Here is a 25,609-nt window from a genome sequence, read left to right on the forward strand (position 1 = left end):
AGTGCGGTCAGCACATGTTCCTGGCCGACGACGTCAGCAAAGGTTTGTGGGCGCCATTTTCGGGCTAAGACCTGATAACTCATTGGCAGGCTCTGAAACGCTGGAAGGTGGATTCACGAGGGAGTAATGCTATCACAGCCCCGCCGGGCAGGCGAGGCTATGTATCGGGAAATGCTTAGTGACCCGGGAAATTCACCAGGCTGTAGCTGGTGATGCCCTGTTTTTCCAGACGCTGCTCGCCGCCCAGATCGAACAGGTTGATGATGAAGGCCGCATCGTGCACTTCGCCACCCAGACGACGGATCAGTTTAACCGTCGCTTCAATAGTCCCACCGGTTGCCAGCAGATCGTCGACCACCAGTACTTTATCGCCAGCTTTGATCGCATCAACGTGGATCTCAAGCTGATCGGTGCCGTACTCCAGCTCGTAGCTTTCGGCGATCGTTTCACGCGGCAGCTTGCGCGGTTTACGCACCGGGACAAAACCTACGCCCATGGCCAGCGCGACCGGCGCGCCAAACAGGAAACCACGCGCTTCGGTACCCACGACTTTGGTGATACCGGCGTCTTTGTACTTCTCGACCAGCAGTTCAATGCTGAGCGCGTAGGCTTTCGGGTCTTCCAGTAAGCTGGTGACATCGCGGAAAAGAATGCCAGGTTTTGGATAGTCCTGGATGCTCTGGATGCTGTTCTTCAGATATTCAAGCTGCTGTGCAGTTGCGGTCATAGGTTTGTGCCTAATTGAAACAGTGTTACTCAAGGCGAGCAAAACGGGCTAAAAATCACAATTGGTTAACTTTTAACCGGGCGCGCCTGTGCTCGAAAACGCCAGAATTTACTGGCTCATTCGTAGAATTGCAACACCATAAATGCGGTTCACCCGTTTTGTTGTTCTGCATCAACCACCGGAATGCGCCAGAGGAAAACCAACAAGCCACAAAGAATCGCCAGCAACAGCAGTCGTACCCACAGCATGTTGACCAGCCACAGCGAAACGCCAAAGGTCAGTAAAATCACCATAATCGCCCGTAGTTTAGCGCCTGGCGGCATGGCTTTATAGCGCTGCCAGTGGCGTAAATAGCCGCCAAACCAGGAACGATACAGCAGCCAATGATGAAAGCGCGGCGAAGAACGCGCAAAGCACCAGGCGGCGAGCAGAATAAACGGCGTCGTCGGCAGCAGCGGCAATACCACGCCAATGGTGCCAAGGACTACCGCCAACCAGCCAATAATGATTAAAATAGTACGCTGCATAATGCGAATCGTTATCAAATGAGTCTGCTACTCTAGCATAGCCGATAACCATCAAGGGGAGAATCCGGTGAAAACGGCGCAGCTTTTACAAACGCTGGAACAACAGCTTGCCCGGCTTCAGGCGCGTATCGCACCGCTTGCCGCGCATGCCACGCTGAGCGCGCGCTTTGACCGCCAGCTTTTCCAGACGCGTAGTACGAAAATGCAGGCCTATCTCGATGAAGCCCATGCTCATCTCGAAGAGCTTAAGCACGCCGTTGAACAGCAGCAATTGCCGCAGGTAGCCTGGCTTGCTGAGCGGCTGGCGGCACAGATTGAGGCTATCAGCCGTGAGAGCGAGGCCTGGTCGCTGCGCGTCTGGGATAGTCCCTCGCCCGGGCTACGTCGCTGGCAGCGTAAGCGGCTGGAAACGCAGGATTTTGAACGTCGACTGCTGGAAATGAAGCAGCAGCGCCAGCAACAGTATCAGCAGGCGACGACGCTTGACGACCAGCAGCGTCTGGCCCGTGAAATTACCGCCTTTGATGGCCGTCTCAGTCGCTGCCGTCAGGCGCTGGAAGATATTGAACGCATACTGGCGCGCATGACGCGCTGACAAGGAGAAACTATGTCGCTGGAAAGCGCCCCGGATGATGTCAAACTGGCAGTGGATCTGATTGAGCTGCTGGAGAGCAATGAAATTGCGCCGGAAGTAGTGCTGAGCGCGCTGGAGATGGTGCGCAAAGATTACATCAACAAGTTAAAAAACGTGGAAGATGACGCGTAAAACGTAAAATCATCGGCGGCATCACCGCCATCGCCTGTGGCACATTCTTCTCCTCGCCCAGGAAACTCGATGACGGAACATCATGAATATCTATTCGGCAACGCCACACGACGCGATTTTTAAGCAGTTTTTACGCCACAAAGCGATAGCGAGGGATTTCTTACAGGCTCACCTTCCAGGTGAACTGCTGGCGCAGTGCAAACTTGAAACGCTGCAGTTGGCCTCTGGGAGCTTTGTCGAAGAAAATATGCGCGCCAGCTATTCCGATATTCTCTACTCATTGCAAACCCGCGATGGGCCCGGCTATATCTATGTGCTGATTGAGCACCAAAGCACACCGGATAAACTGATGCCCTTTCGCCTGATGCGCTATACGCTCTCTGCCATACAGCAGCATCTCGACGCGGGCCACAGCACGCTGCCGTTGGTCATCCCGATGCTGTTTTATCACGGCAGTGTCAGCCCCTGGCCATACCGTATGAACTGGCTTGAATTATTTGACAACGCCGCGCTGGCACACCGTCTATACACAGAGGACTTTCCTCTCGTTGATATCACCGTAATGCCCGATAGCGAGATCATGGCTCACCAGCGCATGGCCATGCTGGAGCTGTTGTTTAAGCATATTCGTCAGCGCGACCTGGCTTCTTTACAAGAACAGCTGGGAGCTTTGCTGATAGAGAATTGGCTCACGCCGTCACAGCTCGAGGCGCTGCTCACCTATATGCTACAAGCAGGTAGTACATCTCATCCGGAAGCGTTACTCTGCACATTAGCGCAATATTCACCACAGCATAAGGAGCAGCTGATGACCATCGCCGAATGGTTGGCCGAAGAGGGACGAAAGAAAGGCATTGTTCAGGGAATCGAACAAGGAATAGAGCAAGGAGAAGCGCTAGGCCGTCGTGATGAAGCGCAAAAGATTGCACTGAATATGCTAAACGCCGGGCTGGCTGCAACATTAGTTCAGCAGCTTACTGGGTTAAGCGAAGACGACCTGGCGGCAAAAGCAGAATAAATAAGGGCGGCTTTCGCCGCCCTTTTCAGTCTTAATCCGCAACCAAACCCTGGCCATCGGTTTTACCGTCACGCTTCACTTCCGTCACCACATCCCCTTTCTCATTGTGCAGATGCACTTCGAGCTGGTTGAAGGCGATGTTGATGTCGTTTTCGCGGCACAGACGATCGATAGTGCGGTTCAGCTCATCGACGGTATAGCTACGGTCACGCAGCTCGCGCACGTACAGGCGCAGTTCGTGATCCAGCGTGCTGGCACCAAACGTGGTAAAGAAGACCGACGGTTCCGGGTCATGCATCACTTTCGGGTGGCTGGTCGCCGCTTGCAGCAGCACTTTTTTCACCTTATCGAGGTCGGAGCCGTAGGCTACGCCAAGGCGTATCACAACGCGCGTCGTGGTATCGCTCAGCGACCAGTTGATGAGGCGCTCGGTCACAAACGCTTTGTTCGGGATAATCACCTCTTTGCGGTCAAAGTCGGTAATCGTGGTAGCACGGATACGAATCTTACTTACCGTCCCCGAGAAGGTGCCAATGGTGACCGTGTCGCCAATACGCACCGGGCGTTCAAACAGAATAATCAGGCCGGAAACGAAGTTCCCGAAGATTTCCTGTAAGCCAAAACCCAGACCTACCGACAGCGCAGCGGCGAGCCACTGCAATTTATCCCACGACACGCCGAGTGAACCAAACACGGTCATCGCGCCAACGGCGATAATCGCGTAGTTCAGAATCGTGGTAATCGCGTACGAAGCCCCCTGACGCATGTTCAGCCGTGAAAGCACCAGCACTTCCAGCAGACCCGGTAAGTTGCGAATCAGTGCCCAGGCCACCATCGAGGCAATAATGGCAAACAGCAGGCTGCCCATGGTGACATCTTTCACCACGCTGGCGCCCGCTTCGGTGCCGTTGTAGTGCCAGAGCGTAATGCTATCGAGGTAGCTGAACACGGTGATTAAGTCAGACCAGATAGCCCAGAACATCACGCCAAATAGCGCCACCATCACCAGCATAGTGATGCGCAGCGTTTGCTGGTTGATTTGCTCCAGTGCAATCGTCGGTTCTTCCTGCGGTTCAGCGCCTTCAGCCCCCTCTTTCACCAGATTCTGGCGACGCGCAACCGCACGACGATAGGCAATACGGCGCGCCGCCACGCTCAGGCCGCGCAGCACCGTCTGATAAAGCAGGTTCCAGAAAATAACCAGATAAACGGTTTCAATCCAGCGACCAGAGAGGCGCAGCGTGGTGTAGAAATACCCCGTTGCGGTCAGTACCATCAGACCGAGCGGCACCAGCGACAACACCGTCACCGTGAGCAGGCGTAAGCTGTGGGACTCTTTATCTCGCCAGCTTTCACGGCACATCGGCCACATCAGCACCGCGATAACCAACAAATTAAGCAGAATAACGAACTGTCCCAGCACATCATCCATCAGATTCAGAGGAGAGAGCTCAGATACTACAGACCAGAAGTGTAGCGGCAGCAGTGTGAGGCTAATACGCACGATCTGGCGACGCCAATGGCTGGTCAGCTGTTCCGGCATATTAAAGTGGCGCACGGCCACGCCGTTTTTCTCCAGCACTTTCCAGCACAGTCCAAAGACCAGCCAGAAGATGGCCAGTTTTTTACTGAACGCCCACAGCAGTGCGCTGATGTTAAGCTGCATGGTCAACAGAATCAGGCCAATCGCCAGAATGATCAGTACCACCGGGAGCGCACGGATGAGGTCGATGAGAATAGCCTTCGGCGTATGCAGCTGGCTGTCGTTACGCAGATTGCCAACCTGATCGCCGAGCTTATCCTGGTAATTACGCAACCACTGAAGTCGCCAGCGAATCAACCCGGCAATCAGCAGCAGCGGAAGCCCGGCGAGGAAGGCGACAAACACAGCCGGCCACGCTTTCTCCCAGTTCACGGTGATTTTCATCGACTTGAACTGACTTTTCAGCGCTTCAGGGAAGGATTTAATCCAATCCCAGTCCATCGGCTTGTTGCTGTTCACCCAGAAGATTTGTTGGGTCAGAATCGATTTCAGGCTTTTAGAGACGCTCATCAACTGCTGCTGATTAATCTGCAGGTTGATAGCCATCATCAGCTGGTTACCCAGCTGCTTGTTAATCAGGTCCAGCATTTCGCGGCGCGCGTCGACGATTTGCAGCAGCGCATCGTGCACTTCGTTATCGACTTCACTGCTGTGCCCCTCTTCCAGCTTGGCGACAAAATCATCGCTCTGGAACAGGGTATCGCGCTGCTGGTTAATCTCGAACTGCTCGAGGCGCAGGTCGGCGATGCGGGTGGTCATATCCTCCAGCTCATCCGCGGACGGTAGCGTCTGCTGCTGCTGATAGAGAATACGCGACAGCAGCAAGCTGCCCTTGAGCACTGCAATCTGCTCTTTGACGTTACGCTCAGACTGCAATGCGCGGTCAAGCCAGGTTTTCACCCTGATATTCTGTTGCACCAATTGGTTACCGCTTTCCGTTGCGGTAATCAGTTTCTGGCTCAACTGATGGTTGATTTCGAGCTCCTGCTTCACCAGCGGGTTACCCTGAATACGAGCGGTCTCTTCCGGAGAGGCATTCTCGGCGGCGGTTTTTTCCGACAGCATCAGGCGCTTACTGTTGACCGCTTCCTGCAACAGCTGAAGCTGATGCTCAAGCCGGGTGCTGTAGGCGGTCACGTAGTCGCGCTGCTTCTGCAAAGAGTCCTGCAATACCGTGTTACCAGCCAGGCTCTTACGCTGAAGCTCAATCTCAGCGTCAAGCAGCGTTTTTTGCACCTGCAACATGGTCTGCTGGGTAGGACGCAGACCGTCGCCGACGGTGCTGCTATTCAGGCTGTTACGCACCTGTAGCAACTGCTGCGAGGCAGAGTTCATCGCGTTCTGCACGCGTTCAGGTTGGGTTTGCAGGGAGACGAGCTGGCTGTTATAGGTGGCCAGGTCGTTTTGCGCATTCTGTAAATCATCTACCGCCTGCGACACGCGGGCTTCAAGCTGGCGCAGTGACAGGGTGCTCAGCGTTTTACGCGTCTCATCATCGTTATCAACATCGCTGATGTCATTCAGATTGTCGGTAGCCTGGCGCAGCTTAATGGGCGCCTGTTCAATCTGTTTTTGTAGCTGAGTGCTTTCAGCCTTAACGCTGTCGATTTTATCAAGTAGCTGCAGCGTTTCTGTCAGATCCTGCTGAACTAACTTCTCCTGAGGCGTCAGGTCTTTTTTATTGTTCAGCGCGCTAAGCTGATCCTGAACGTCAGTACGGTCAGGAATATCGGTGCCGTTCAGCGCGCGGGCTTGTACCGCGGCGATAGACAGCACAAAACAGACAGCAATAATGAGAAATGCAGAGATCGTGGCCCGAGGGCGGATGTTATGCAGCATAATCTTAACATGTGTGGTGGCTAAAGCCGGCGGTACGCCGGAGATAAATACCTGCGCAGAATAGCACTTCTGGCAACAGGCGAATAGCCAGGGAAACCAGGATTATTCCTGGTAATCCTCAGAAGAAGGGAGGTTTTTTTCACCGCGTAGCGTTGGGCAAAATTGGTACATTTCAAGCAGAATAGCCACGTAGGACTCCGCCTCGGCCCGCAGGTCGAAAGAGTTCGGCGCGAACAGCCAGTTTTCCATTAGCCCGGAGATATAGCTGCGGGTTAAGATTGCCGCCCGGCGGCTTAACAAATTTGCCGGTAAAACTTTCGCCGTGACACAGTCATTTAACGTCTGTTCAATTCTATCGTAACTTTCCAAACATAAATTACGCTGAGCCTGTTGCACTGCAGCCATTTCACCGACAAACTCACATTTGTGGAAAATAATTTCCATCATCAATCGTCGGCGCTCTTCGATAACTGTGGCAACTAGAATGTAAACGAGGATTTCTCTCAAAACTGAGAGTGGATCACCGGGGAATTTTGCCCGATACTCAATTTCAAGATCGCCTATGCTGGACTCTGATAACGCCCAGATTTCATTAAAGAGATCCGACTTATCCTTAAAATGCCAGTAAATTGCGCCGCGCGTCACCCCAGCCGCTTTTGCAATCTCGGCGAGTGAGGTGGATGATACCCCCTGCTGTGAGAACAACCGTAGGGCGACATCCAGTATGTGCTGACGCGTAGCCAGCGCCTCTTCTTTGGTTTTTCGTGCCATAGGTCGGTGAATTTACAGGGGTTAGATTTACATACATTTATGAATGTATGTACCATAGTATGACGATAATACAAACGCAGCAATGGGTTTGTGGACGCTTGTTCCATTGATCAATTTGAAATCGGACACTCGAGGTTTACATATGAACAAAAACAGAGGGTTAACGCCTCTGGCGGTCGTTCTGATGCTCTCAGGCAGCTTAGCGCTAACAGGATGTGACGACAAACCAGCTCAGCAAGGAGGTCAACACGCGCCAGAAGTTGGCGTAGTGACGCTCAAATCTGAACCTCTTGTAATCACGACGGAACTGCCAGGCCGCACCAACGCCTATCGTGTCGCAGAAGTTCGCCCGCAGGTCAGCGGGATTATTCTGAAGCGCAACTTTATCGAAGGTGGCGACATCAAGGCGGGCGAGTCGCTCTATCAGATTGATCCGGCAACCTATCAAGCCACCTACGAAAGCGCGAAAGGTGACTTAGCGAAAGCGGAAGCGGCTGCCAATATCGCCAAACTGACGGTGAATCGTTACTCCAAACTGCTGGGTACTCAGTACATTAGCCGTCAGGATTACGATACCGCCGTTGCGGATGCACAGCAGGCTAACGCCGCCGTTCTGGCCGCCAAAGCTGCCGTCGAAACCGCGCGAATCAACCTGGCTTATACCAAAGTGACCTCACCTATCAGCGGACGCATTGGTAAATCTGCGGTCACCGAAGGGGCGCTGGTACAAAACGGTCAAACAACCGCACTGGCTACCGTTCAACAGCTCGACCCTATCTATGTGGATGTGACCCAGTCCAGCAATGATTTCCTGCGCCTGAAGCAGGAGCTGGCAGACGGCAAACTGAAACAGGAAAACGGTAAAGCGAAAGTGGACCTGGTAACCAACGACGGCATCAAGTATCCGCAGAGCGGGACGTTAGAATTCTCTGATGTCACCGTTGACCAGACCACCGGTTCTATCACGCTGCGCGCTATCTTCCCGAACCCTGACCATACGCTGCTGCCGGGCATGTTTGTTCGCGCACGTCTGGAAGAAGGGACCAACCCAACCGCGCTGCTGGTTCCTCAGCAGGGTGTGACCCGTACGCCGCGTGGCGATGCGAGCGCCATGGTTGTGGGTGAAGGCGATAAAGTTGAAGTTCGTCAGATCGTTGCAAGTCAGGCGATTGGCGACAAGTGGCTGGTTACGGATGGTTTGAAAGACGGCGATCGCGTGATTATCAGCGGTCTGCAAAAAGTGAAACCGGGCGTGCAGGTTAAAGCCCAGGAAGTCACTTCTGACGATAAACAGCAAGCTGCCGCTGGCGCCGCTCAGTCAGAACAAACCAAGTCTTAACTTAAACAGGAGCCGTTAAGACATGCCTAATTTCTTTATCGATCGCCCGATATTTGCGTGGGTGATCGCCATTATTATCATGCTGGCTGGGGGGCTATCGATCCTCAAATTGCCGGTAGCGCAATATCCGACGATTGCGCCGCCTGCGATTTCGATCACGGCCATGTACCCCGGTGCTGACGCCGAAACGGTGCAGAACACAGTAACTCAGGTTATCGAACAGAACATGAACGGTATCGATCACCTGATGTACATGTCCTCCAACGGCGACTCCACCGGTACCGCAACCATTACCCTGACCTTCGAATCCGGTACCGATCCGGATATCGCACAGGTTCAGGTACAGAACAAGCTCGCTCTGGCGACGCCGCTTCTGCCGCAGGAAGTTCAGCAGCAGGGTATCAGCGTTGAGAAAGCCTCCAGCAGCTTCCTGATGGTTGTTGGTGTTATCAACACCAACGGCACCATGAACCAGGACGATATTTCGGACTACGTTGCGGCCAACATGAAGGACGCCATCAGCCGTACTAGCGGCGTGGGCGACGTTCAGCTGTTCGGTTCCCAGTACGCTATGCGTATCTGGATGGACCCGAACAAACTGAACAACTTCCAGTTGACGCCGGTGGATGTTATCGCTGCGCTGAAAGCGCAGAACGCCCAGGTTGCAGCAGGTCAGTTAGGTGGTACGCCGCCTGTACCTGGCCAGCAGCTGAACGCCTCTATCGTGGCACAAACCCGTCTGACGAATACCGAAGAGTTTGGCAACATTCTGCTGAAGGTTAACCAGGACGGTTCGCAGGTTCGCCTGCGCGACGTGGCGAAAATTGAGCTCGGCGGCGAAAGCTATGACGTGGTGGCGAAGTTTAACGGTCAGCCGGCTTCCGGTCTGGGTATTAAACTGGCAACCGGCGCAAACGCCCTGGACACCGCGAATGCTATTCGCGCTGAACTGGCGAAAATGGAGCCGTTCTTCCCGTCAGGGCTGAAAATCGTTTACCCATATGACACTACGCCGTTCGTTAAGATCTCGATTCACGAAGTGGTGAAAACGCTGGTCGAAGCGATCATCCTGGTGTTCCTGGTGATGTACCTGTTCCTGCAGAACTTCCGCGCGACGTTGATTCCAACTATCGCGGTGCCGGTGGTACTGCTCGGGACCTTTGCGGTGCTTGCCGCGTTTGGCTTCTCGATAAACACCCTAACGATGTTCGGGATGGTGCTCGCCATCGGGCTTCTGGTGGATGACGCCATCGTGGTGGTCGAGAACGTTGAGCGTGTCATGGCCGAAGAAGGGCTACCGCCGAAAGAAGCCACGCGTAAGTCCATGGGCCAGATTCAGGGCGCACTGGTCGGTATCGCGATGGTGCTGTCAGCGGTATTTATCCCGATGGCCTTCTTCGGTGGTTCTACCGGGGCAATTTATCGCCAGTTCTCCATCACCATCGTTTCCGCGATGGCGCTGTCGGTACTGGTAGCGTTGATCCTGACGCCGGCACTGTGTGCCACCATGCTGAAACCAATTGCCAAAGGCAGCCACGGCACCACTAAAGGCTTCTTCGGCTGGTTCAACAACATGTTCGAGAAGAGCACGCACCATTACACCGATAGCGTAGGCAACATTCTACGCAGCACCGGTCGTTATCTGCTGCTGTATCTGATCATCGTTGTCGGTATGGCGTACCTGTTCGTGCGTCTGCCAAGCTCCTTCTTACCGGACGAAGACCAGGGCGTATTCCTGAGCATGGCGCAGCTGCCTGCCGGTGCGACCCAGGAACGTACGCAGAAAGTGCTGGATGAGATGACCAACTACTATCTCACCAAAGAGAAGGACAACGTTGAATCCGTCTTTGCCGTAAACGGCTTCGGCTTCGCGGGTCGCGGCCAGAACACCGGTATCGCCTTCGTGTCGTTGAAAGACTGGAGTGAACGTCCGGGCGCTGAAAACAAAGTTGAAGCGATTACCGGTCGTGCGATGGGCTATTTCTCGACGATTAAAGATGCGATGGTGTTCGCCTTTAACCTGCCAGCTATCGTAGAACTGGGTACCGCTACCGGCTTCGACTTCCAGCTGATCGACCAGGCAGGTCTGGGACATGAAAAACTGACCCAGGCGCGTAACCAGCTGTTCGGGATGATTGCCCAGCACCCTGACGTGCTGACCGGCGTGCGTCCTAACGGCCTGGAAGATACGCCGCAGTTCAAAATTGATATCGACCAGGAAAAAGCTCAGGCGTTAGGTGTTTCCATCAGCGACATCAATACCACCCTCGGCACGGCCTGGGGCGGTAGCTACGTCAACGACTTCATTGACCGCGGTCGTGTGAAGAAGGTGTACCTGATGTCCGAAGCGAAATACCGTATGCTGCCGGAAGATATCGGCAAATGGTACGTTCGCGGTAGTGATGGTCAGATGGTGCCGTTCTCCGCATTCTCCACCTCACGTTGGGAATACGGTTCACCGCGTCTGGAACGTTACAACGGTCTGCCATCCATGGAAATCCTGGGTCAGGCAGCGGAAGGTAAGAGTACCGGTGAAGCCATGAACATGATGGAAGAACTGGCGGGCAAACTGCCTGCGGGTATCGGCTACGACTGGACGGGTATGTCCTACCAGGAACGTCTGTCCGGTAACCAGGCCCCTGCCCTGTACGCTATCTCGCTGATTGTCGTCTTCCTGTGTCTGGCAGCGCTGTACGAGAGCTGGTCTATTCCGTTCTCGGTTATGCTGGTGGTTCCACTGGGGGTTGTTGGTGCGCTGTTGGCCGCTACACTTCGCGGGTTAACGAACGACGTTTACTTCCAGGTGGGCCTGTTGACCACCATTGGCCTGTCGGCGAAGAACGCGATATTAATCGTTGAATTCGCCAAAGACCTGATGGACAAAGAAGGCAAAGGGCTGATTGAAGCGACGCTAGAGGCGGTACGTATGCGTCTGCGTCCAATCCTGATGACCTCACTGGCGTTTATCCTCGGCGTTATGCCGCTGGTTATCAGCTCTGGTGCAGGCTCCGGTGCACAGAACGCCGTTGGTACCGGCGTAATGGGCGGGATGGTGACAGCAACCGTTCTGGCCATCTTCTTCGTACCGGTGTTCTTCGTGGTTGTACGTCGTCGTTTCAGTCGTAAAAGCGAAGACGTCGAGCACAGCCATAAGGTAGAGCATCACTAAAGCTATGCTATCGAAAGGGCCGCAATTGCGGCCCTTTTTTATTCCCGCCATTCACTTTTGCGTGGTGTTTATTTTTTAATCACCACAAAAACAATTGATACCTTTTATCAACCGAAATTTAAATACCCTCACATTTCCGATTTAATTGAGATTTATCTTTAAGTAATTTCGAATAATCCCAAAAAAAGCCCAAAACAGAAGCAAATTAAGAATATTCCTATGACCATTAAACGCACGAAACGACGTTGTCGTGGTCTAACTCTTTGAATGCTCTCTTTATCAAACTAAAGTATGAGAAGGTAAGGCATTAACGCCTTTCTGGATGGGTGTCGTTTATAAACAGACTAACCATTTGAGACTTAATTGTAATTTTTCGTAATAGCTCGGTGAAATCTTTCGCGGAGTAGATTATAGTTACAGCAGATCAGGAACACGTGCATGTTTCAGGTTACTCAGTAGTACCCATCCCGCACCGGTATTTTTTACTCGTTGTTTGAACTGCGATAAGGGGATGCGTTATGGACGAATACTCACCAAAAAGACACGATATCGCACAGCTTAAGTTTCTTTGTGAAACCCTGTATCATGACTGTCTTGTCACGCTTGAAGAGAGCAACCATGGCTGGGTGAATGACCCTACCTCGGCGGTTAACCTGCAGCTTAATGAGCTGATTGAACATATTGCAACGTTTGCACTTAATTATAAAATTAAGTACGACGACGATAATAAATTGATTGCACAGATCGACGAATATCTGGATGATACTTTTATGTTGTTCAGTAACTACGGCATTAATAGCAGCGACCTGCAAAAATGGCGTAAGTCAGGGAACAAACTTTTCCGCTGTTTCGTCAACGCTAGCCGAGCTAACCCTGTTAGCCTCTCTTGTTAAAATTATTACAATCATTAGGTGAATTATGTCTGATAAACCATTAACTAAAACTGATTATTTGATGCGCCTAAGACGCTGTCAGTCAATTGATACGCTGGAGCGTGTCATTGAAAAAAATAAATATGAATTGTCCGATAACGAACTGGCGGTATTTTACTCAGCAGCCGATCATCGTCTGGCCGAGTTAACCATGAATAAATTGTACGACAAAATTCCTTCGACCGTCTGGAAGTTCATCCGTTAATCTTTATTCATTACAGGCACGTACCCACTTTTTCCGATCTGAACAATATCTGTGATTGTGGTCACAACGATAAAAAGGGAACGTTCCCAAAACATCATTCGCCTTCTATGGTGATGGCTTCCAGTACAGGGAGGCCCCATGAGTGAAGAAAAACGCAAAATGATTGCCGGTGATGTTTATCGCCCGGCTGACGATACGCTTAAAGCAGACCGAATGCGCGCCAGGCAACTTATTCATCGGTATAACCACACCGAACCGGATGAAAAAGCCGAACGTCACGCGCTATTGGCCGAACTATTGGGCACAACACACGATGCCTATATTGAACCGACATTCCGCTGCGACTACGGCTACAATATTCATCTTGGTGCCAACTTCTACGCTAATTTTGACTGCGTAATGCTTGATGTCTGCCCTATTCATATCGGCGACAACTGCATGCTGGCCCCGGGCGTGCATATCTACACCGCCACCCATCCGCTTGATGCCACAGAACGTAACAGCGTAATAGAGTACGGAAAACCGGTCACTATTGGTCACAACGTATGGATTGGCGGGCGAGCGGTCATTAACCCTGGCGTCACCATTGGTGATAACGTGGTTATTGCTTCTGGCGCAGTCGTGGTGAAAGATGTTCCAGCAAACGCCGTTGTTGGCGGCAACCCTGCAAAAATCATCAAAATGTTGGCCTGATAACAGACGCTGACTGTTATGCTTTTTTGCAACCGATCTGTTACTTTTCGTATTGATTGACGCAACATACAATAGGCTATTCCGCCCCTCGTTGCCGAGCAAAAGATGTCAGAGATCCAGCGATTACTCACGCAAACCATTGATGAACTGAACGCCACTGAAAAGCGCGATAATCGACCGCGCTTTAGCATCAGCTTTATCCGTAACCATCCCGGCCTCTTTATCGCCATGTACGCCGCGTTCTTTGCCACGTTGGTGGTCATGATGCGTTCTGAGACCCTGGCTGATACGGTCTGGCTACTCTGGCTGCTGTTTGCGCTGCTGAACGGCTTCTTCTTTTTCGATGTTTATCCGCGCTACCGCTATGAAGATATCGATGTGCTCGATTTCCGCGTCTGCTACAACGGCGAGTGGTACAACACCCGCTTTGTGCCAAAACAGCTCATCGAGCGGATCCTGAACTCTGCCCGCGTGGATGTCCAGGCCAAGGCCCAGCTGCAAAAAATGGTTTCAACCAAGGGCGAACTGTCGTTTTACGATGTGTTTACCCTTACTCGCGCCGAAGCGGCGCAATAAGACGCTGTAACGTCCGTACCGCCGTCGTAAACTGCGATGCGGACGTATTACCATAACCCAGCACCAGTCCTGATTTCGCCTTCTGGCGGTCAAGATAGAACGTACTGAGCGCGCTGGGTGCCATCTGGTGTAAACGCGCTTGCCGCACCAGCTCCACGTCATCAATCCCTTCAATCACCACCGTCATATGCAGCCCCCCTTCTCCTGCCATCAACTGATGGGGAACGGTCAGTTCCTGCTCCAGCGCTTCCTGTAACTGCGCCTGTCTCTTACGGTAAAGTCGCCGCATTGCCGCCAGATGGCGAGCATAGTGACCCTCTTCAATAAAGCAGGCCAACGCCTGTTGCTCGGCACGGTGTCCGCCGCGTAATAGCGCACGTATAGCTGGCTGAGCGGCTTCAACCAGCATCGACGGCAGCACCATAAACCCAATGCGTAACGATGGAAACAGCGTCTTGCTGAAGGTCCCCAGGTAGACCACAGGGGCGTTATCCACCATACCTCGCATCGCTGGTATCGGTTCGCCGCTAAAGCGAAACTCACTGTCATAGTCATCTTCGACTATCCAGGCCCCCTGCTGACGAGCATAGTCCAGCAGCGCCAGTCGTCTCGTGGCACTGAGTACGCTGCCGGTAGGATACTGATGCGAAGGTGAGGTAAAAATCATCGTCGGCGGCGTTAAGTCCGGCGGGATTTGCATCCCTTCACCGTCGACCGAAACGGCTTCTACCTGAAGCCCTGCGGCCAGAAAGGCGCTTTTAGCGCCAAAATAACCCGGGTCCTCGACCCAGGCAGTCTGGCCTGGCTCACTCAGCAAATGCGTACACAGATTTACCCCTTCCAGCGCCCCTTCGGTGATGACGATTTGCCGAGCGTCGCAATCAATCCCGCGCGATAACGCAAGATGTCGGGCTATCGCGACCCGTAGCGGCCACTCGCCTGCCGCATCACCATAGCCCAGCAGTGAACTCCCCTCTTCACGCAGGACGCGGTCGAGCAACCGCCTCCAGAGCGGTAATGGAAAATAGTTAATGGCTGGCGTTCCCGGCGTGAACAGCAGCGGTGGCGTATCGCGCGGCGAAATCTGCGGTAGTCGCTGTAAGCGTGATGGCAGCGTTACCCGTTCCAGCACGGCACCATCAATACTCACTGACTGCGGTAAAGACGCCACTCGAGAACCCTGGCGGTCCCGGCGAAGATACCCTTCCATCGCCAACTGTTCCAAAGCAGCGTTCACCGTATTGCGAGAAATCTGCAGCCGTTCAGCGATAACCCGCGACCCGGGAAGCCAGCTCTGCGCCTGTAGCTGTCCTTGCATAATGGCCTCTCGCAACGCGGCATACAGGCTACGTTGAAGTGTCTCTTTGCCGCGCATCTGAAGCGAGCGGGATAGCAGGGTAAAAAAGGGATCGTCGGGAATATTCATCTCAGCTCCTCGTGGTACCATAAAAATATAACTTGGTGGCACTTTTTACGGAACCAGTAAACCCCTACGCTCAGCGTATTGTTTATTTTCCCTAAGGAGAGGTTATGAGTCAGCTGAATCAATTTGGTCAGTTAATCGGCGATGCCCTGCCGGATTGGCAGCCACGTCCACATCCTGAGCGGGTGGTTCTGAAAGGGCAATACTGCCGCCTTGAGCCGCTAAGCCTTCAGCACGCCGATGCCCTGTTTACCGCGCACCGGCAGGCAACCGATACCCGCAACTGGACGTGGTTGCTGCGCGAGCCAGAAAGTTCGGTTGAAGAGTATCGTCAGTGGGTCGCCAGCGTCGAAGCGCTACAGGATCCACTGCACTTTGCGGTGATAGACCAACGAACGAATCAACCCGTGGGCTCGCTGGCGCTGATGCGCATCGACCCGAATCATGGGGTCATGGAAGTCGGCCACGTCCACTTCTCACCGCTGTTAAGCAGAACCCCCGCCTCTACGGAAGCGCAGTGGTTGCTTATGCGCTACGCCTTTGAAACGCTGGGCTATCGTCGCTACGAATGGAAGTGCAACAGTCTGAATGAACCTTCCCGCAAGGCCGCACTGCGTTTAGGATTTCAGTTTGAAGGTCATTTTCGGCAGGCGCTGGTGATTAAAGGCCATAACCGCGATACCGACTGGTTTTCGATTATCGACGGCGAGTGGCCAGCCTTGAATGGAGCATTTCAGAAATGGCTTGCCGCCGACAATTTTAGTGCCGACGGCAAGCAACTCCACTCCCTGGAGTCACTGCGAGAGTTGTCCGCTTAACGGCGCTTCTTGCGCCCCTGAACGGCCTTAAAGCGAGGGTTTGACTTGCAGATAACGTACAGTCGCCCTTTGCGTTTCACGATCTGGCAATCCGGGTGGCGCTGTTTGGCGCTGCGCAATGAGTTAAGTACCTGCATTATGAACCTCGTTTCACATCAATAAAGCGACCAAAACGTTGGCTGAAGCGCGCTACGCTGCCCTCGGTGGAGGCCGTTCTCTGCTTCCCGGTGTAGTACGGGTGCGATTTGGACGACACATCAATCGTGACATACGGATATGTCACACCTTCCAGCTCAATTTCCCGGTCGGTTTTAATGGTCGAGCCCACTTTGAAGTACTCGTTGGCGCTGGTGTCATGAAACACCACGGTGCGGTAATGAGGATGGATATTGGCTTTCATCTGGCCCTCGATATCATATGTTATAACATAACAATTACGATACGCCGTCAAAAAGCGCTTTGCAACCCTACATTTTAAATGGGGATAGCCGAAGTGCAGACCGCACTTCGGCAAGAGAGGTTAGCGGCTGAGCTGATGCGCGATGGCGCGCAGCTGCTCGGCAATCGCCTGCATATCTTTGCCCTGCTCCACCTTCGCACCGGTAGAGTGACGCACGACAAGGCGGGCCGGGAGGATGGATGAAGTCCGTGACGAAGCGTTATCGTCGCTTTCAAGAATACGGCGTACCGCCTCTTTGCCTTGCAGGTCGAGGTCAAGCGACACGGTGGTCAGCGCCGGATAGAAAAACGAGCTTTCATAGGTGTCATCGTAACCAATCACCGACTTTTCGCCGGGGATCGCCACCTGATGCTGATGAAATGCGCTCAGCACCCCTAACGCCATTTGATCGTTCCCCACCAGCACCGCCGAGAAATCCGGGGTTTCGCGCAGCATTTGCAGCGCGCAGGCGTAGCCGCTTTGCGCATCCCAGTTACCGTGCAGCACGGTCACCGGCTTCAGGCCATAGCTGTTGAGCGTATCCAGCCAGCTTCTCAAGCGCAGGTTAGCAGAGACAGAACTCACCGGCCCGGCCAGAATCGCCATCTCCCGATGACCCGACTCATACAGATATTTCACGCTAGCACGCGTGCCATCTGCCGGGTTGAACGAAACGTTATACACCGAACTGTAGGGATCAACGTCGAGGAAAAGACAGACGATATCATCGTTATCATCTGCGATTTTCTGCGCCATTTCGGTCTCTAATGGCACGTTGATAATCACTTTACTCACCAGCTGTGATTTCAGTTCGTTGATCGAATCCTGAATACTATGATTGACGCTCTCATCAATCATCGAAATCAGTACCTGATACCCCTCCACATTTGCGTAGCGTTTCACCGCTGCCGCAACCTGAGAAGGCGCATGCAGCGCCAGTGAAGTGGTCACCAGTCCAATGGTATGACTGGTCTTGCCCACCAGCTGCTGGGCAAGTCGGTTTGGGACATAGCGGAGTACCTCGATGGATTTCTCCACCTTGTGGCGTGTGGCTTCGGATACATTGGCAGATTTATTGAGTACCCTGGACACAGTCTGGTAGGAGACACCCGCATGGCGAGCAACGTCTTCCAAAGTTGCGCTTTTAGACTTCATCGTCCGGTTCCTTATGTTGTTATCGCTAGATTGTAACAGGGGTCATCCCAAAAAACGTCTACCGACCTGATTTATGGCATACGATAACATAAAAAAGACATACGCTCACATAGCCATACAATAAGAAGCGTCTTACACATCGAACCAAAAATGGCTAATTTATTTGCAGTTAATCACACATCAGCGATCAAATGTTTGCCAGTTTTTACATTTAGGCATTTTATTACACACGTTATGTGAACGTACTACAAAACAAAACGAGGATAATAATGAAAACAACCCTACGCACGCTTTCAATTGCATTGGCTACTGCGCTGACTTCATCTTCTCTGCTGGCGGCAACGTCAGTTCCTATTGATTTCCATGGCTACCTCCGCTCCGGCGTAGGGGTTTCTAGCGATGGCGGAATGCAAGAATGGCAAAAGAACAAACTCGGCCGTCTGGGAAACGAAGCCGACACCTATGGTGAGCTTGAATTAGGCTCTGAGGTGTATAAGAAAAACGATGTCAGTTTCTATCTGGACTCAATGGTCAGCATGGTCTCCGACGGTTCAAACGATAACGAAACTACCTTTGGCGATGACGCGCAGTTTGGTTTGCGTCAGTTAAACCTGCAGATTAAAGGGCTTGTCCCGGGCGATCCGAATGCGGTTATCTGGGGCGGGAAACGCTATTACCAGCGCCACGACCTGCACATCATCGATACCAAATACTGGAATATTTCCGGCTCCGGTGCCGGGATCGAAAACTACACCGTTGGCCCAGGCGCAGTGTCACTGGCCTGGATCCGCGGCGATGCCAACGATGTCGACTATCGCGTTGACGGCGATAACGACGTCAACATCAACTACATTGACCTTCGCTATGCGGGCTGGAAACCGTGGAGCGGCGCCTGGACCGAATTCGGTATCGACTACGCCATGCCGAACCCAACCGACAAACAGAAAGATTATGGCGGCCTGTATGATGCCGATAACGGCGTGATGCTGACCGGCGAAATTAGCCAGGATATGTTTGGCGGCTATAACAAGCTGGTGCTGCAGTATGCCAACAAAGGTCTGGCACAGAACATGGTCTCTCAGGGCGGTGGTTGGTACGACATGTGGAACTACGTCAACGATGCCACCGGCTACCGTGTTATCAACACCGGTCTGATTCCAATTACCGACAAGTTCTCTCTCAACCACGTGCTGACCTACGGTTCGGCGGATAACACCACCGAGTACACCGATAAATCGCGTCTGGTCTCGCTGGTTGGCCGCGCACAATATCAGTTCACCGAATATGTGCGTTTAATCGGCGAAGTGGGTGGCTTCTACCAGAAAGACTCCTACACCAACGGCAGCCACTATAAGCAGAGCGGTGAGAAATACACTATCGCGTTAGGCCTGGCAGATGGCCCTGACTTTATGTCTCGTCCGGAACTGCGCGTCTTTGCCTCTTACCTGAATGATTCCGAGCAGGGCAATGCCTTTAACGACGGCACCGCCAGCGATACCTGGAACTTCGGCGTCCAGGTGGAAGCCTGGTGGTAATGCGTTAACCTGACTGAGTCATTGTTTTGCCCTAATTCTATCTTTTTTTATTTGCGCCAATTTTATATTTGCCACTCCATTATTGTTTCTATCATCTGGCCTTGGGGATAACGCTATTATTAGGTTATCCTTTTTTTTATCGTACAGATAATAAAAAACCCCGATATTAAATCAGGGTCTTAATACCATCATTTGTAGGCCGGCACGCCGGTTGTCTCAACAAACAATATAAAACGATTTATTTATTGCCAGCAAAGTGTTCATCTAATAACTGACGCAATGCATCAGATTGCTTGCCAAATATAGCGTGAACCTGCTGCCCCAGAATAATAACCCCCAGCGCACCTTCATTCTGCAACGCCTGAGAATCTACGACGGACAGATCTTTGACCGTGACGCGCAGTCGCGTAATACAGGCATCAACATTTTCAATATTATTCTGACCGCCAAACGCGCTAATCAGACGCTGAATTTGCTGTTGCTCATTGGCGCTTAATGGCACCGACGGTTTAGGCTGGGAGAAGTAGTGCAGGAAGGATTTAAGGCTGACCATCATCGACGCTCCTTGATTATCTACAGAGGTAAAAAAGCCTGCTCGGATGAGCAGGCTTGGGATTGCGGCGGATTATGCTGTACGGCGAACGATACGACAGTCCCAGGGTTGCAGTACCTGTTGACCGCTGGCATCAGCGCCGGTAGCGGCGTGCTCATAGCCATCAGGCAAGGTGACCGTCTGCGTCTGCGCGGTAAAGTTCTGCACAAAGACAAAGGTACTTTCGCCATCGGTACGCGCGGTTGCCACCACGCCCGGCGGGAAGCTGCTTGCAACCGCTCGAGGCAGCGCCAGTTCATCCATCAACGAGGCGAAGAAATCACGCTGGAACGCCAGATCGTTACGCGAAGCAATATGCCACGCCTTGCCCTTACCGACGCTATTGACGGTCACGGCCGGGCGACCCGCATAAAAATCATCGCGATACGCTGCCAGCGTCTGCGCCGTTTCAGGATGAATCAACTCGCACAGGTGGCGTACCTGGTACGGCCCCTGTAGGCCAACCATGTTCCCCGCCAGCCCCTGAACCTGATTACGTTCGCCGTCGTCCAGGCAATCGATCTCTTCTGCCCAAATACCTAGCAGTTTGCGCAGCGGGCCAGGGAAACCGCCAAGATGGCAAAGGTCGCTTTCATTGACGATCCCCGTCCAGTAGGTAGTGACCAGATGACCGCCGTTAGCAACAAAGGCTTCGGCTCGCTCAGCAAAACCGTCGCGCACCATATACAGCATTGGCGCAATCACCAGCTGATAGGCGCTGAGATCGCCGTCGGCGTCAATCACGTCTACGGCAACCCCTTGCTCCCAGAACGGACGATAGTGTTCGTTCACCGTCTGTTCATACTCCATACCTTTGTTGCGTGGCCCCTGCGCGTCGTCCATCGCCCAACGGTTCTGCTGGTCAAAGATGATGGCGACCTTCGCATCGGTGCGACAGCCGACCACGTCCGGTAGCTGGCTTAAGATATTGCCAAGCTGAGTGACTTCGCGGCCAACGCGGGTATCAAGATGGCCGACGTGGTCGATAATCGCGCCGTGGAATTTCTCCACCGAACCACGGCTCTTACGCCACTGGAAATACTGCACTGAATCCGCGCCATGGGCTACAGCCTGTAGCGAAGAGAGGATGTGCATACCCGGTTTTTTCAGCTTGCTAGTCGGCTGCCAGTTGGTCACGCTCGGCGTGGACTCCATCAGCACGAACGGTTTGCCGCCCTTCAGCGTACGCATCATGTCGTGGTACATCGCGGTATAGCAGGCGAGCGTGGTCTCGTCTTTATCGCGATGCCACATCGGATAGCTATCCCAGGAGATAAAATCCAGCGGCTCGGCGAGCTGCGAATAATCGTAATCGTAGAAATACTCCATAAAGTTGGTGGTTACCGGCAGATCCGGGTTCGCCGCCTTCAATGGCGCAATTTCATGATGACAAAATTCCGTCACCTGCGCAGTATTAAAACGTCGCCAGTCGAGGTTCAGGCCATGAATAGACACTTCGCCCTGCGGCGACGGCGACTCAATCTGCTCCCAGTCGGTATAGGTATGGCTCCAGAAAGTGCTCCACCAGGCGTGGTTCAGATTATCGAGCGTCTCGTACCGCGCCTTCAGCCAATCGCGGAACTTCACCTGACAGCGCGGGCAGTGGCACTCACCGCCGTATTCATTGGAAATATGCCAGCCCAGCACCGCCGGATGCTGGGAATAGCGTTCCGCCAGCAGCGTGTTAATTTTCAGCGTTTTTTCACGGTAAACCGGCGAGGTCATACAGTGATTATGACGACCGCCGTGCAGCGCCGGAACGCGATCGCGCCCCACGCGCAGCACTTCTGGGTAGGCTTTTGACATCCATGCCGGGCGCGCGCCGCTTGGCGTGGCTAAAAAGACGTGTATCCCGGCGGCATAGAGTTTATCAATAACATTATCCAGCCAGGCGAAATCAAATACGCCCTCTTGCGGCTCAAGTTTGGCCCAGCTAAATATCCCCACCGACATGACATTACAGTTTGCCTGCTTCATCATCATAATATCCTGGTCGATAATACCGGGATAATTCTCCCACTGCTCCGGGTTATAATCTGCGCCATGCAATAGCGCATTAACCTTCGGGCTCAAAGGCGGAAATTTTTGCATAATAAAATCCTGAAAAAGAGTGTTCAAATTAATTAAATACTTTTACCGACGGCAAGACTTTCCCTTTGCAGTCAAATAGCGCCTGGTTTTCGCGTGCATTACCTTCTTTCCATTCATCATGGATATATTTCATGCCCGCTTTCGTAGCCCAGGTATTTCCCGTAACGGCAATCCAGGTTGGCTCCCAATAGAAAATGCCTTTGCCTCGATGATTGGGAACATCAATAACGGCCTGCATTAAGTCATGAATATAGTTATATTGCCCCTGAACCGTGCCCGGATAACCGCCGTCTTTCTCCTCTTTCGCCTGGAAGCTGTTTTCTGCGTTATCGCAGTTCTCCAGGGTGTAGCCATAGGCGGCTTCGACCACGATGACATCTTTGTTGTAGCGTTTGCTGATGTCATCCATGTTGGCCTTCAGCGCGCTAATAGGGCCGTTCCAGTAGGTATACATCGACAGACCAATCACGTCATACGGCACGTTGCGCTTGCTGATCTCATCAAACCACCAGCGGAAAGTGTCGTTTTTAGTGCCTTCAGCCAGGTGGAGCATGATTTTGACCTGCTCGCCGCCCTTCAGATTCTCTTTCAGCCCGGAAATCGCTGCGTTCAACAGGCCTGCTAAACGGTCAAACTCGCCGCCGCCCTGCCCCCAGCTTTTGCCTTCAGGCCAGAGAATGCCGCCGTTAATTTCGTTGCCAATCTGCACCATGTCCGGCAGCACGCCCTCTTGCTTGAAGCGAGCGATGGTGTCACGGGTATAGTCATGAATCTCGGTTTTCAGCTGTGGGTAGTCCATCTTTTCCCAGGCTTTGGGTTTGTACTGCTTGCCCGGATCAGTCCAGAAATCGCTGTAGTGGAAGTCCAGCAGCAGCTTCATACCCTGCGCTTTTGCTCGCTTCGCCAGCGCCAGCGTACTGGCGAGATCGTTATCGCCGCCGCCGTACGCTTTGCCGTCGGCATCTTTCGGGTCAACCCACAGGCGCAGACGAACGTAGTTCACGCCGTTGGCTTTAAGAATGGCCAGCGCGTCCTGCGGCTGATTTTGTTCGTTGTAGAAACGGGCGCCGTGCTTCTCGGCATCCAGCAGGGTCGAAATATCCGCGCCTTTAATAAAGTCCGCCGGCATGGCGTTAAACGGCTTTGTTTGCAGCGTCTCGGCCGCCAGTGAAGAGGCGGAAAAACTACAGGAGAGACAAACAGCAAGCAGAGCGGGTGCAAATCTTTTCATGTGGTTATCCTTTGGTGCTGCCGGAGGTCAGGCCGGACACGAAGTATTTCTGTAATGCCAGATAGAGAATCGCCACCGGTACGGCAATCAATACGGCTCCTGCCGCGTAGGTGGTGTAACTGGCGCCCATTTTTTGCGCCACCAGGTTGTACAACCCGATAGGCAGCGTGTATTTATCCGGCGTACGCAGGATGGTGCTGGAGAGAATGAAATCCCCCAGCGGGCCGGTGAAGGAGAACAGCGCCACCACCGCCACAATCGGCTTCGACAGCGGCATGATTATCTCGATGAAAATGCGGAAGTTGCTCGCTCCGTCCATACGCGCGGACTCATCAAGATCTTTGGGGATCGCATCGAGATAGCCCTTCATCAGATAGGTATTCATCGGGATCATCCCCGCCACGTAGATCAGCACCAGCGCGAAGTGGCTGTTAATCAGCCCCAGCAGCTGAGAGAGCACGAAAATGGCAATCAGCGCGGAGAACTGCGGGATCATCTGCAGCAGTAAAAACAGCATTAGCCCGTTCTGTCGCCCTTTAAAGCGAAAGCGCGAGAACGCATAGGCGGTGAAGCTGACGCTAATTAGCGTCAGCACCATGGTCAGGAAACTGATTTTCATCGAGTTCCAGTACCAGGTCATGTAGTTCACCTGGCCGTTAAACAGGTCGGCGTAGTGCTGGAACGACAGGTTCTCCGGAATAATAGAGGTGCTCAACAGGCTGTTCCCGGCGTTGAGCGACGCGCCAATAGTCCAGATCAGCGGGTAAATAATGATGGTGGAAACCAGCACGATAACCAGCCAGGAGAGCGACAGTCGCACCCATTTTTCACGTTTAATACTTTGTGATTTAGCCATGTGATTCCCTTACGCCATGTCGTCATTTTTGAAGGATTTCGTGGCGCGGAACTGCCACAACGCCAGACCGACGACAAAAATCGACAGCAGGATGGTAATGGTTGCCGCAATGGCATACTGGGAAGAGGACATGGTCAGCTTATAGATCCACGACACCAGAATATCCGTACCGCCTGCGTTCGACCCGGCCACCGCCGGCCCACCGTTGTTAAACAGGTAGATGATGTTGAAGTTGTTAAAGTTGAAGGTGTATTGCGTGATGATGATTGGCGCAATCGAGTAGAGCACCAGCGGCAGCGTGATCGTCCGCAGTTTGGTGGTAGTGCTGGCGCCGTCCATCGTCGCCGCCTCGTAGAGATCGTCAGGAATCGCCTGCAATACCCCAGTGGTCATCGCGAACACAAACGGGAAGCCAAGCCAGGTCTGCATCATAATCAGCGCAGTCTTGGTCCAGAACGGGTCGGTCATCCACGCTTTTGGGCTGATGCCGAAGAACGACAGAATCGCGTTGTTAATCACGCCGAAAGAGTCGTTAAACATCCCGGCGAACACCAGAATGGTGACAAAGCCCGGCACCGCCCACGGCAGAATAAAGATGGTACGGATAAGCGGCTTAAAGCGCAGATCCTTCTGGTTGACCAGAATTGCCAACAGTACGCCTACGGTACATTGCAGCGTGGTGGCCAGCAGCGTCCAGACCACCGTCCACTGCAGCACGTCGAAGAAGGTCGAGCGCCAGATGGACAGCGTGAAAATATTAACGAAGTTCTTAAGCCCTACCCAATCCACCAGCTTCGCAGGCGGCGTGTGGTAAAGGTTGTAGTTGGTGAAAGCGATGGCGAAACCAAACAGGATTGGGAAAATCACCACGAACACCAGCAGGATGAAGCCTGGGGTGATCATTAAATAGGGGAAGCCATCGCTCAGCAGCATCTGGTACTGCTTGCGCACGCTGTTCAGTTGCTGGCCGTCATCACGCTTCTTACCGTTCACCCACGCATCGCGAAGGGAAAGGTAATAAACGGTAGCGCCAAAGGCGACAATCAGCACGCTGATAATCCCTTCCGCTAACAGGAAAATAGAGTTATCGCGCGGGACCTCTTCTCCCAGCGTGTATAGCCCCCACAGCCCTTCGCGCAGGAAGTCATAAAACACGCCCATAAAGCTGCTGAGCAGCACCAGGAAGATAAGTCCCTTCAGCCACTGGCGGTGATAGAACTGGCCAAAGCCAGGCACAATGGCCAACAGCAGGCCGCACCACGCATGGCGTCCGGCCCCCTGTGCTCTGTTTAAATTTTCGCTGGGATTGATAATCACACACGGCTCCTTCTGAAAACGGGAGGTCCCCCTCCCGTCCGTGACGT

The 25,609-nt window shown here is 53.0% G+C and carries 25 protein-coding genes; 11 read left to right on the top strand and 14 right to left on the bottom strand.

The annotated features are described in order from the left end of the window. From RDN66_RS24315 to RDN66_RS14030, 3 genes are all read right to left on the bottom strand, one after another. On the bottom strand, positions 1–83 hold an 83-nt coding region (locus RDN66_RS24315; protein WP_250394232.1), incomplete at its 3' end, for a hypothetical protein. Positions 84–175: 92 nt separating this feature from the next. Next, the gene (gene apt / locus RDN66_RS14025) at positions 176–727 is read right to left on the bottom strand and encodes an adenine phosphoribosyltransferase (RefSeq protein WP_035891847.1); all 552 of its coding nucleotides are present in this window, start codon (positions 725–727) and stop codon (positions 176–178) included. Positions 728–876: 149 nt separating this feature from the next. Next, entirely contained in the window at positions 877–1,254 is a 378-nt protein-coding gene (locus RDN66_RS14030; protein WP_202216304.1) for a DUF454 family protein, read from the bottom strand. Positions 1,255–1,321: 67 nt separating this feature from the next. On the opposite strand from RDN66_RS14030, the gene priC reads away from it, so the two are divergent. From priC to RDN66_RS14045, 3 genes are all read left to right on the top strand, one after another. Further along, entirely contained in the window at positions 1,322–1,849 is a 528-nt protein-coding gene (priC, locus tag RDN66_RS14035; protein WP_202216305.1) for a primosomal replication protein N'', read from the top strand. A 12-nt stretch (positions 1,850–1,861) separates the two neighbouring features. Further along, complete coding sequence (gene rsmS / locus RDN66_RS14040; RefSeq protein WP_123650033.1) at positions 1,862–2,020, top strand: pleiotropic regulatory protein RsmS; 159 nt, start codon at positions 1,862–1,864, stop codon at positions 2,018–2,020. Positions 2,021–2,102: 82 nt separating this feature from the next. Next, the gene (locus RDN66_RS14045; RefSeq protein ID WP_308537932.1) at positions 2,103–3,038 is read left to right on the top strand and encodes an Rpn family recombination-promoting nuclease/putative transposase; all 936 of its coding nucleotides are present in this window, start codon (positions 2,103–2,105) and stop codon (positions 3,036–3,038) included. A gap of 31 nt (positions 3,039–3,069) precedes the next feature. Here RDN66_RS14045 and mscK read toward each other — a convergent pair whose 3' ends face one another. Continuing rightward, the gene (gene mscK / locus RDN66_RS14050) at positions 3,070–6,420 is read right to left on the bottom strand and encodes a mechanosensitive channel MscK (RefSeq protein WP_308537933.1); all 3,351 of its coding nucleotides are present in this window, start codon (positions 6,418–6,420) and stop codon (positions 3,070–3,072) included. Positions 6,421–6,522: 102 nt separating this feature from the next. Beyond that, positions 6,523–7,191, bottom strand: a complete 669-nt coding sequence (acrR, locus tag RDN66_RS14055; RefSeq protein ID WP_308537934.1) for a multidrug efflux transporter transcriptional repressor AcrR — start codon at positions 7,189–7,191, stop codon at positions 6,523–6,525. A gap of 142 nt (positions 7,192–7,333) precedes the next feature. Here acrR and acrA point away from each other — a divergent pair, with 142 nt between their 5' ends. From acrA to RDN66_RS14085, 6 genes are all read left to right on the top strand, one after another. Further along, positions 7,334–8,530: a multidrug efflux RND transporter periplasmic adaptor subunit AcrA gene (gene acrA / locus RDN66_RS14060; protein ID WP_123650031.1), complete on the top strand. Its 1,197-nt coding sequence runs from the start codon at positions 7,334–7,336 to the stop codon at positions 8,528–8,530. Between the two features lie 22 nt (positions 8,531–8,552). Next, positions 8,553–11,699, top strand: coding sequence for a multidrug efflux RND transporter permease subunit AcrB (acrB, locus tag RDN66_RS14065; RefSeq protein WP_202216309.1), 3,147 nt, complete (start codon positions 8,553–8,555; stop codon positions 11,697–11,699). A 518-nt stretch (positions 11,700–12,217) separates the two neighbouring features. Then, positions 12,218–12,592, top strand: a complete 375-nt coding sequence (gene tomB / locus RDN66_RS14070) for an Hha toxicity modulator TomB (protein WP_202216310.1) — start codon at positions 12,218–12,220, stop codon at positions 12,590–12,592. A gap of 25 nt (positions 12,593–12,617) precedes the next feature. Next, positions 12,618–12,836: an HHA domain-containing protein gene (locus RDN66_RS14075; protein WP_035891858.1), complete on the top strand. Its 219-nt coding sequence runs from the start codon at positions 12,618–12,620 to the stop codon at positions 12,834–12,836. A 138-nt stretch (positions 12,837–12,974) separates the two neighbouring features. Continuing rightward, positions 12,975–13,529, top strand: a complete 555-nt coding sequence (maa, locus tag RDN66_RS14080; RefSeq protein WP_202216311.1) for a maltose O-acetyltransferase — start codon at positions 12,975–12,977, stop codon at positions 13,527–13,529. Between the two features lie 105 nt (positions 13,530–13,634). Further along, the gene (locus RDN66_RS14085; protein WP_202216312.1) at positions 13,635–14,105 is read left to right on the top strand and encodes a YlaC family protein; all 471 of its coding nucleotides are present in this window, start codon (positions 13,635–13,637) and stop codon (positions 14,103–14,105) included. Here RDN66_RS14085 and RDN66_RS14090 read toward each other — a convergent pair. Continuing rightward, complete coding sequence (locus RDN66_RS14090) at positions 14,080–15,531, bottom strand: PLP-dependent aminotransferase family protein (RefSeq protein ID WP_202216313.1); 1,452 nt, start codon at positions 15,529–15,531, stop codon at positions 14,080–14,082. The two genes, RDN66_RS14085 and RDN66_RS14090, sit on opposite strands and share 26 nt — an antisense overlap. A 104-nt stretch (positions 15,532–15,635) precedes the next feature. On the opposite strand from RDN66_RS14090, the gene RDN66_RS14095 reads away from it, so the two are divergent. After that, positions 15,636–16,346: a GNAT family N-acetyltransferase gene (locus tag RDN66_RS14095; protein WP_202216314.1), complete on the top strand. Its 711-nt coding sequence runs from the start codon at positions 15,636–15,638 to the stop codon at positions 16,344–16,346. Here RDN66_RS14095 and ykgO read toward each other — a convergent pair. The 3 genes from ykgO to RDN66_RS14110 form a co-directional block, all read right to left on the bottom strand. Then, on the bottom strand, positions 16,343–16,483 hold the full coding sequence (gene ykgO, locus RDN66_RS14100) for a type B 50S ribosomal protein L36 (RefSeq protein ID WP_003859006.1): 141 nt from the start codon (positions 16,481–16,483) through the stop codon (positions 16,343–16,345). The genes RDN66_RS14095 and ykgO overlap by 4 nt on opposite strands. After that, the gene (locus RDN66_RS14105; RefSeq protein WP_035891863.1) at positions 16,483–16,746 is read right to left on the bottom strand and encodes a type B 50S ribosomal protein L31; all 264 of its coding nucleotides are present in this window, start codon (positions 16,744–16,746) and stop codon (positions 16,483–16,485) included. The genes ykgO and RDN66_RS14105 overlap by 1 nt, the downstream gene beginning before the upstream one ends. Positions 16,747–16,866: 120 nt before the next feature. After that, positions 16,867–17,940: a LacI family DNA-binding transcriptional regulator gene (locus RDN66_RS14110; RefSeq protein ID WP_308537935.1), complete on the bottom strand. Its 1,074-nt coding sequence runs from the start codon at positions 17,938–17,940 to the stop codon at positions 16,867–16,869. A gap of 269 nt (positions 17,941–18,209) precedes the next feature. Between RDN66_RS14110 and RDN66_RS14115 the strand changes: the two genes are divergently transcribed. Next, positions 18,210–19,475 carry a maltoporin gene (locus tag RDN66_RS14115; RefSeq protein WP_202216316.1) on the top strand — a complete coding sequence of 422 codons (1,266 nt, stop codon included), beginning with the start codon at positions 18,210–18,212 and terminating at the stop codon, positions 19,473–19,475. A 238-nt stretch (positions 19,476–19,713) separates the two neighbouring features. Here RDN66_RS14115 and RDN66_RS14120 read toward each other — a convergent pair whose 3' ends face one another. From RDN66_RS14120 to RDN66_RS14140, 5 genes are all read right to left on the bottom strand, one after another. Continuing rightward, entirely contained in the window at positions 19,714–20,028 is a 315-nt protein-coding gene (locus RDN66_RS14120) for a glucose PTS transporter subunit EIIB (RefSeq protein WP_202218155.1), read from the bottom strand. Positions 20,029–20,100: 72 nt separating this feature from the next. Then, a complete protein-coding gene (locus tag RDN66_RS14125; protein WP_202216317.1) occupies positions 20,101–22,158 on the bottom strand; it encodes a beta-galactosidase in 2,058 nt (685 codons plus the stop codon). A gap of 28 nt (positions 22,159–22,186) precedes the next feature. Then, positions 22,187–23,389, bottom strand: coding sequence for an arabinogalactan endo-beta-1,4-galactanase (locus RDN66_RS14130; RefSeq protein WP_202216318.1), 1,203 nt, complete (start codon positions 23,387–23,389; stop codon positions 22,187–22,189). Positions 23,390–23,393: 4 nt separating this feature from the next. Continuing rightward, on the bottom strand, positions 23,394–24,245 hold the full coding sequence (locus tag RDN66_RS14135; RefSeq protein ID WP_035891868.1) for a sugar ABC transporter permease: 852 nt from the start codon (positions 24,243–24,245) through the stop codon (positions 23,394–23,396). Between the two features lie 9 nt (positions 24,246–24,254). Next, positions 24,255–25,562, bottom strand: coding sequence for a carbohydrate ABC transporter permease (locus RDN66_RS14140; protein ID WP_035891869.1), 1,308 nt, complete (start codon positions 25,560–25,562; stop codon positions 24,255–24,257). Between the last annotated feature and the right edge of the window lie 47 nt (positions 25,563–25,609).

The sequence above is a fragment of the uncultured Kluyvera sp. genome, from assembly GCF_902485085.1.
Lineage (GTDB): Bacteria > Pseudomonadota > Gammaproteobacteria > Enterobacterales > Enterobacteriaceae > Kluyvera > Kluyvera ascorbata.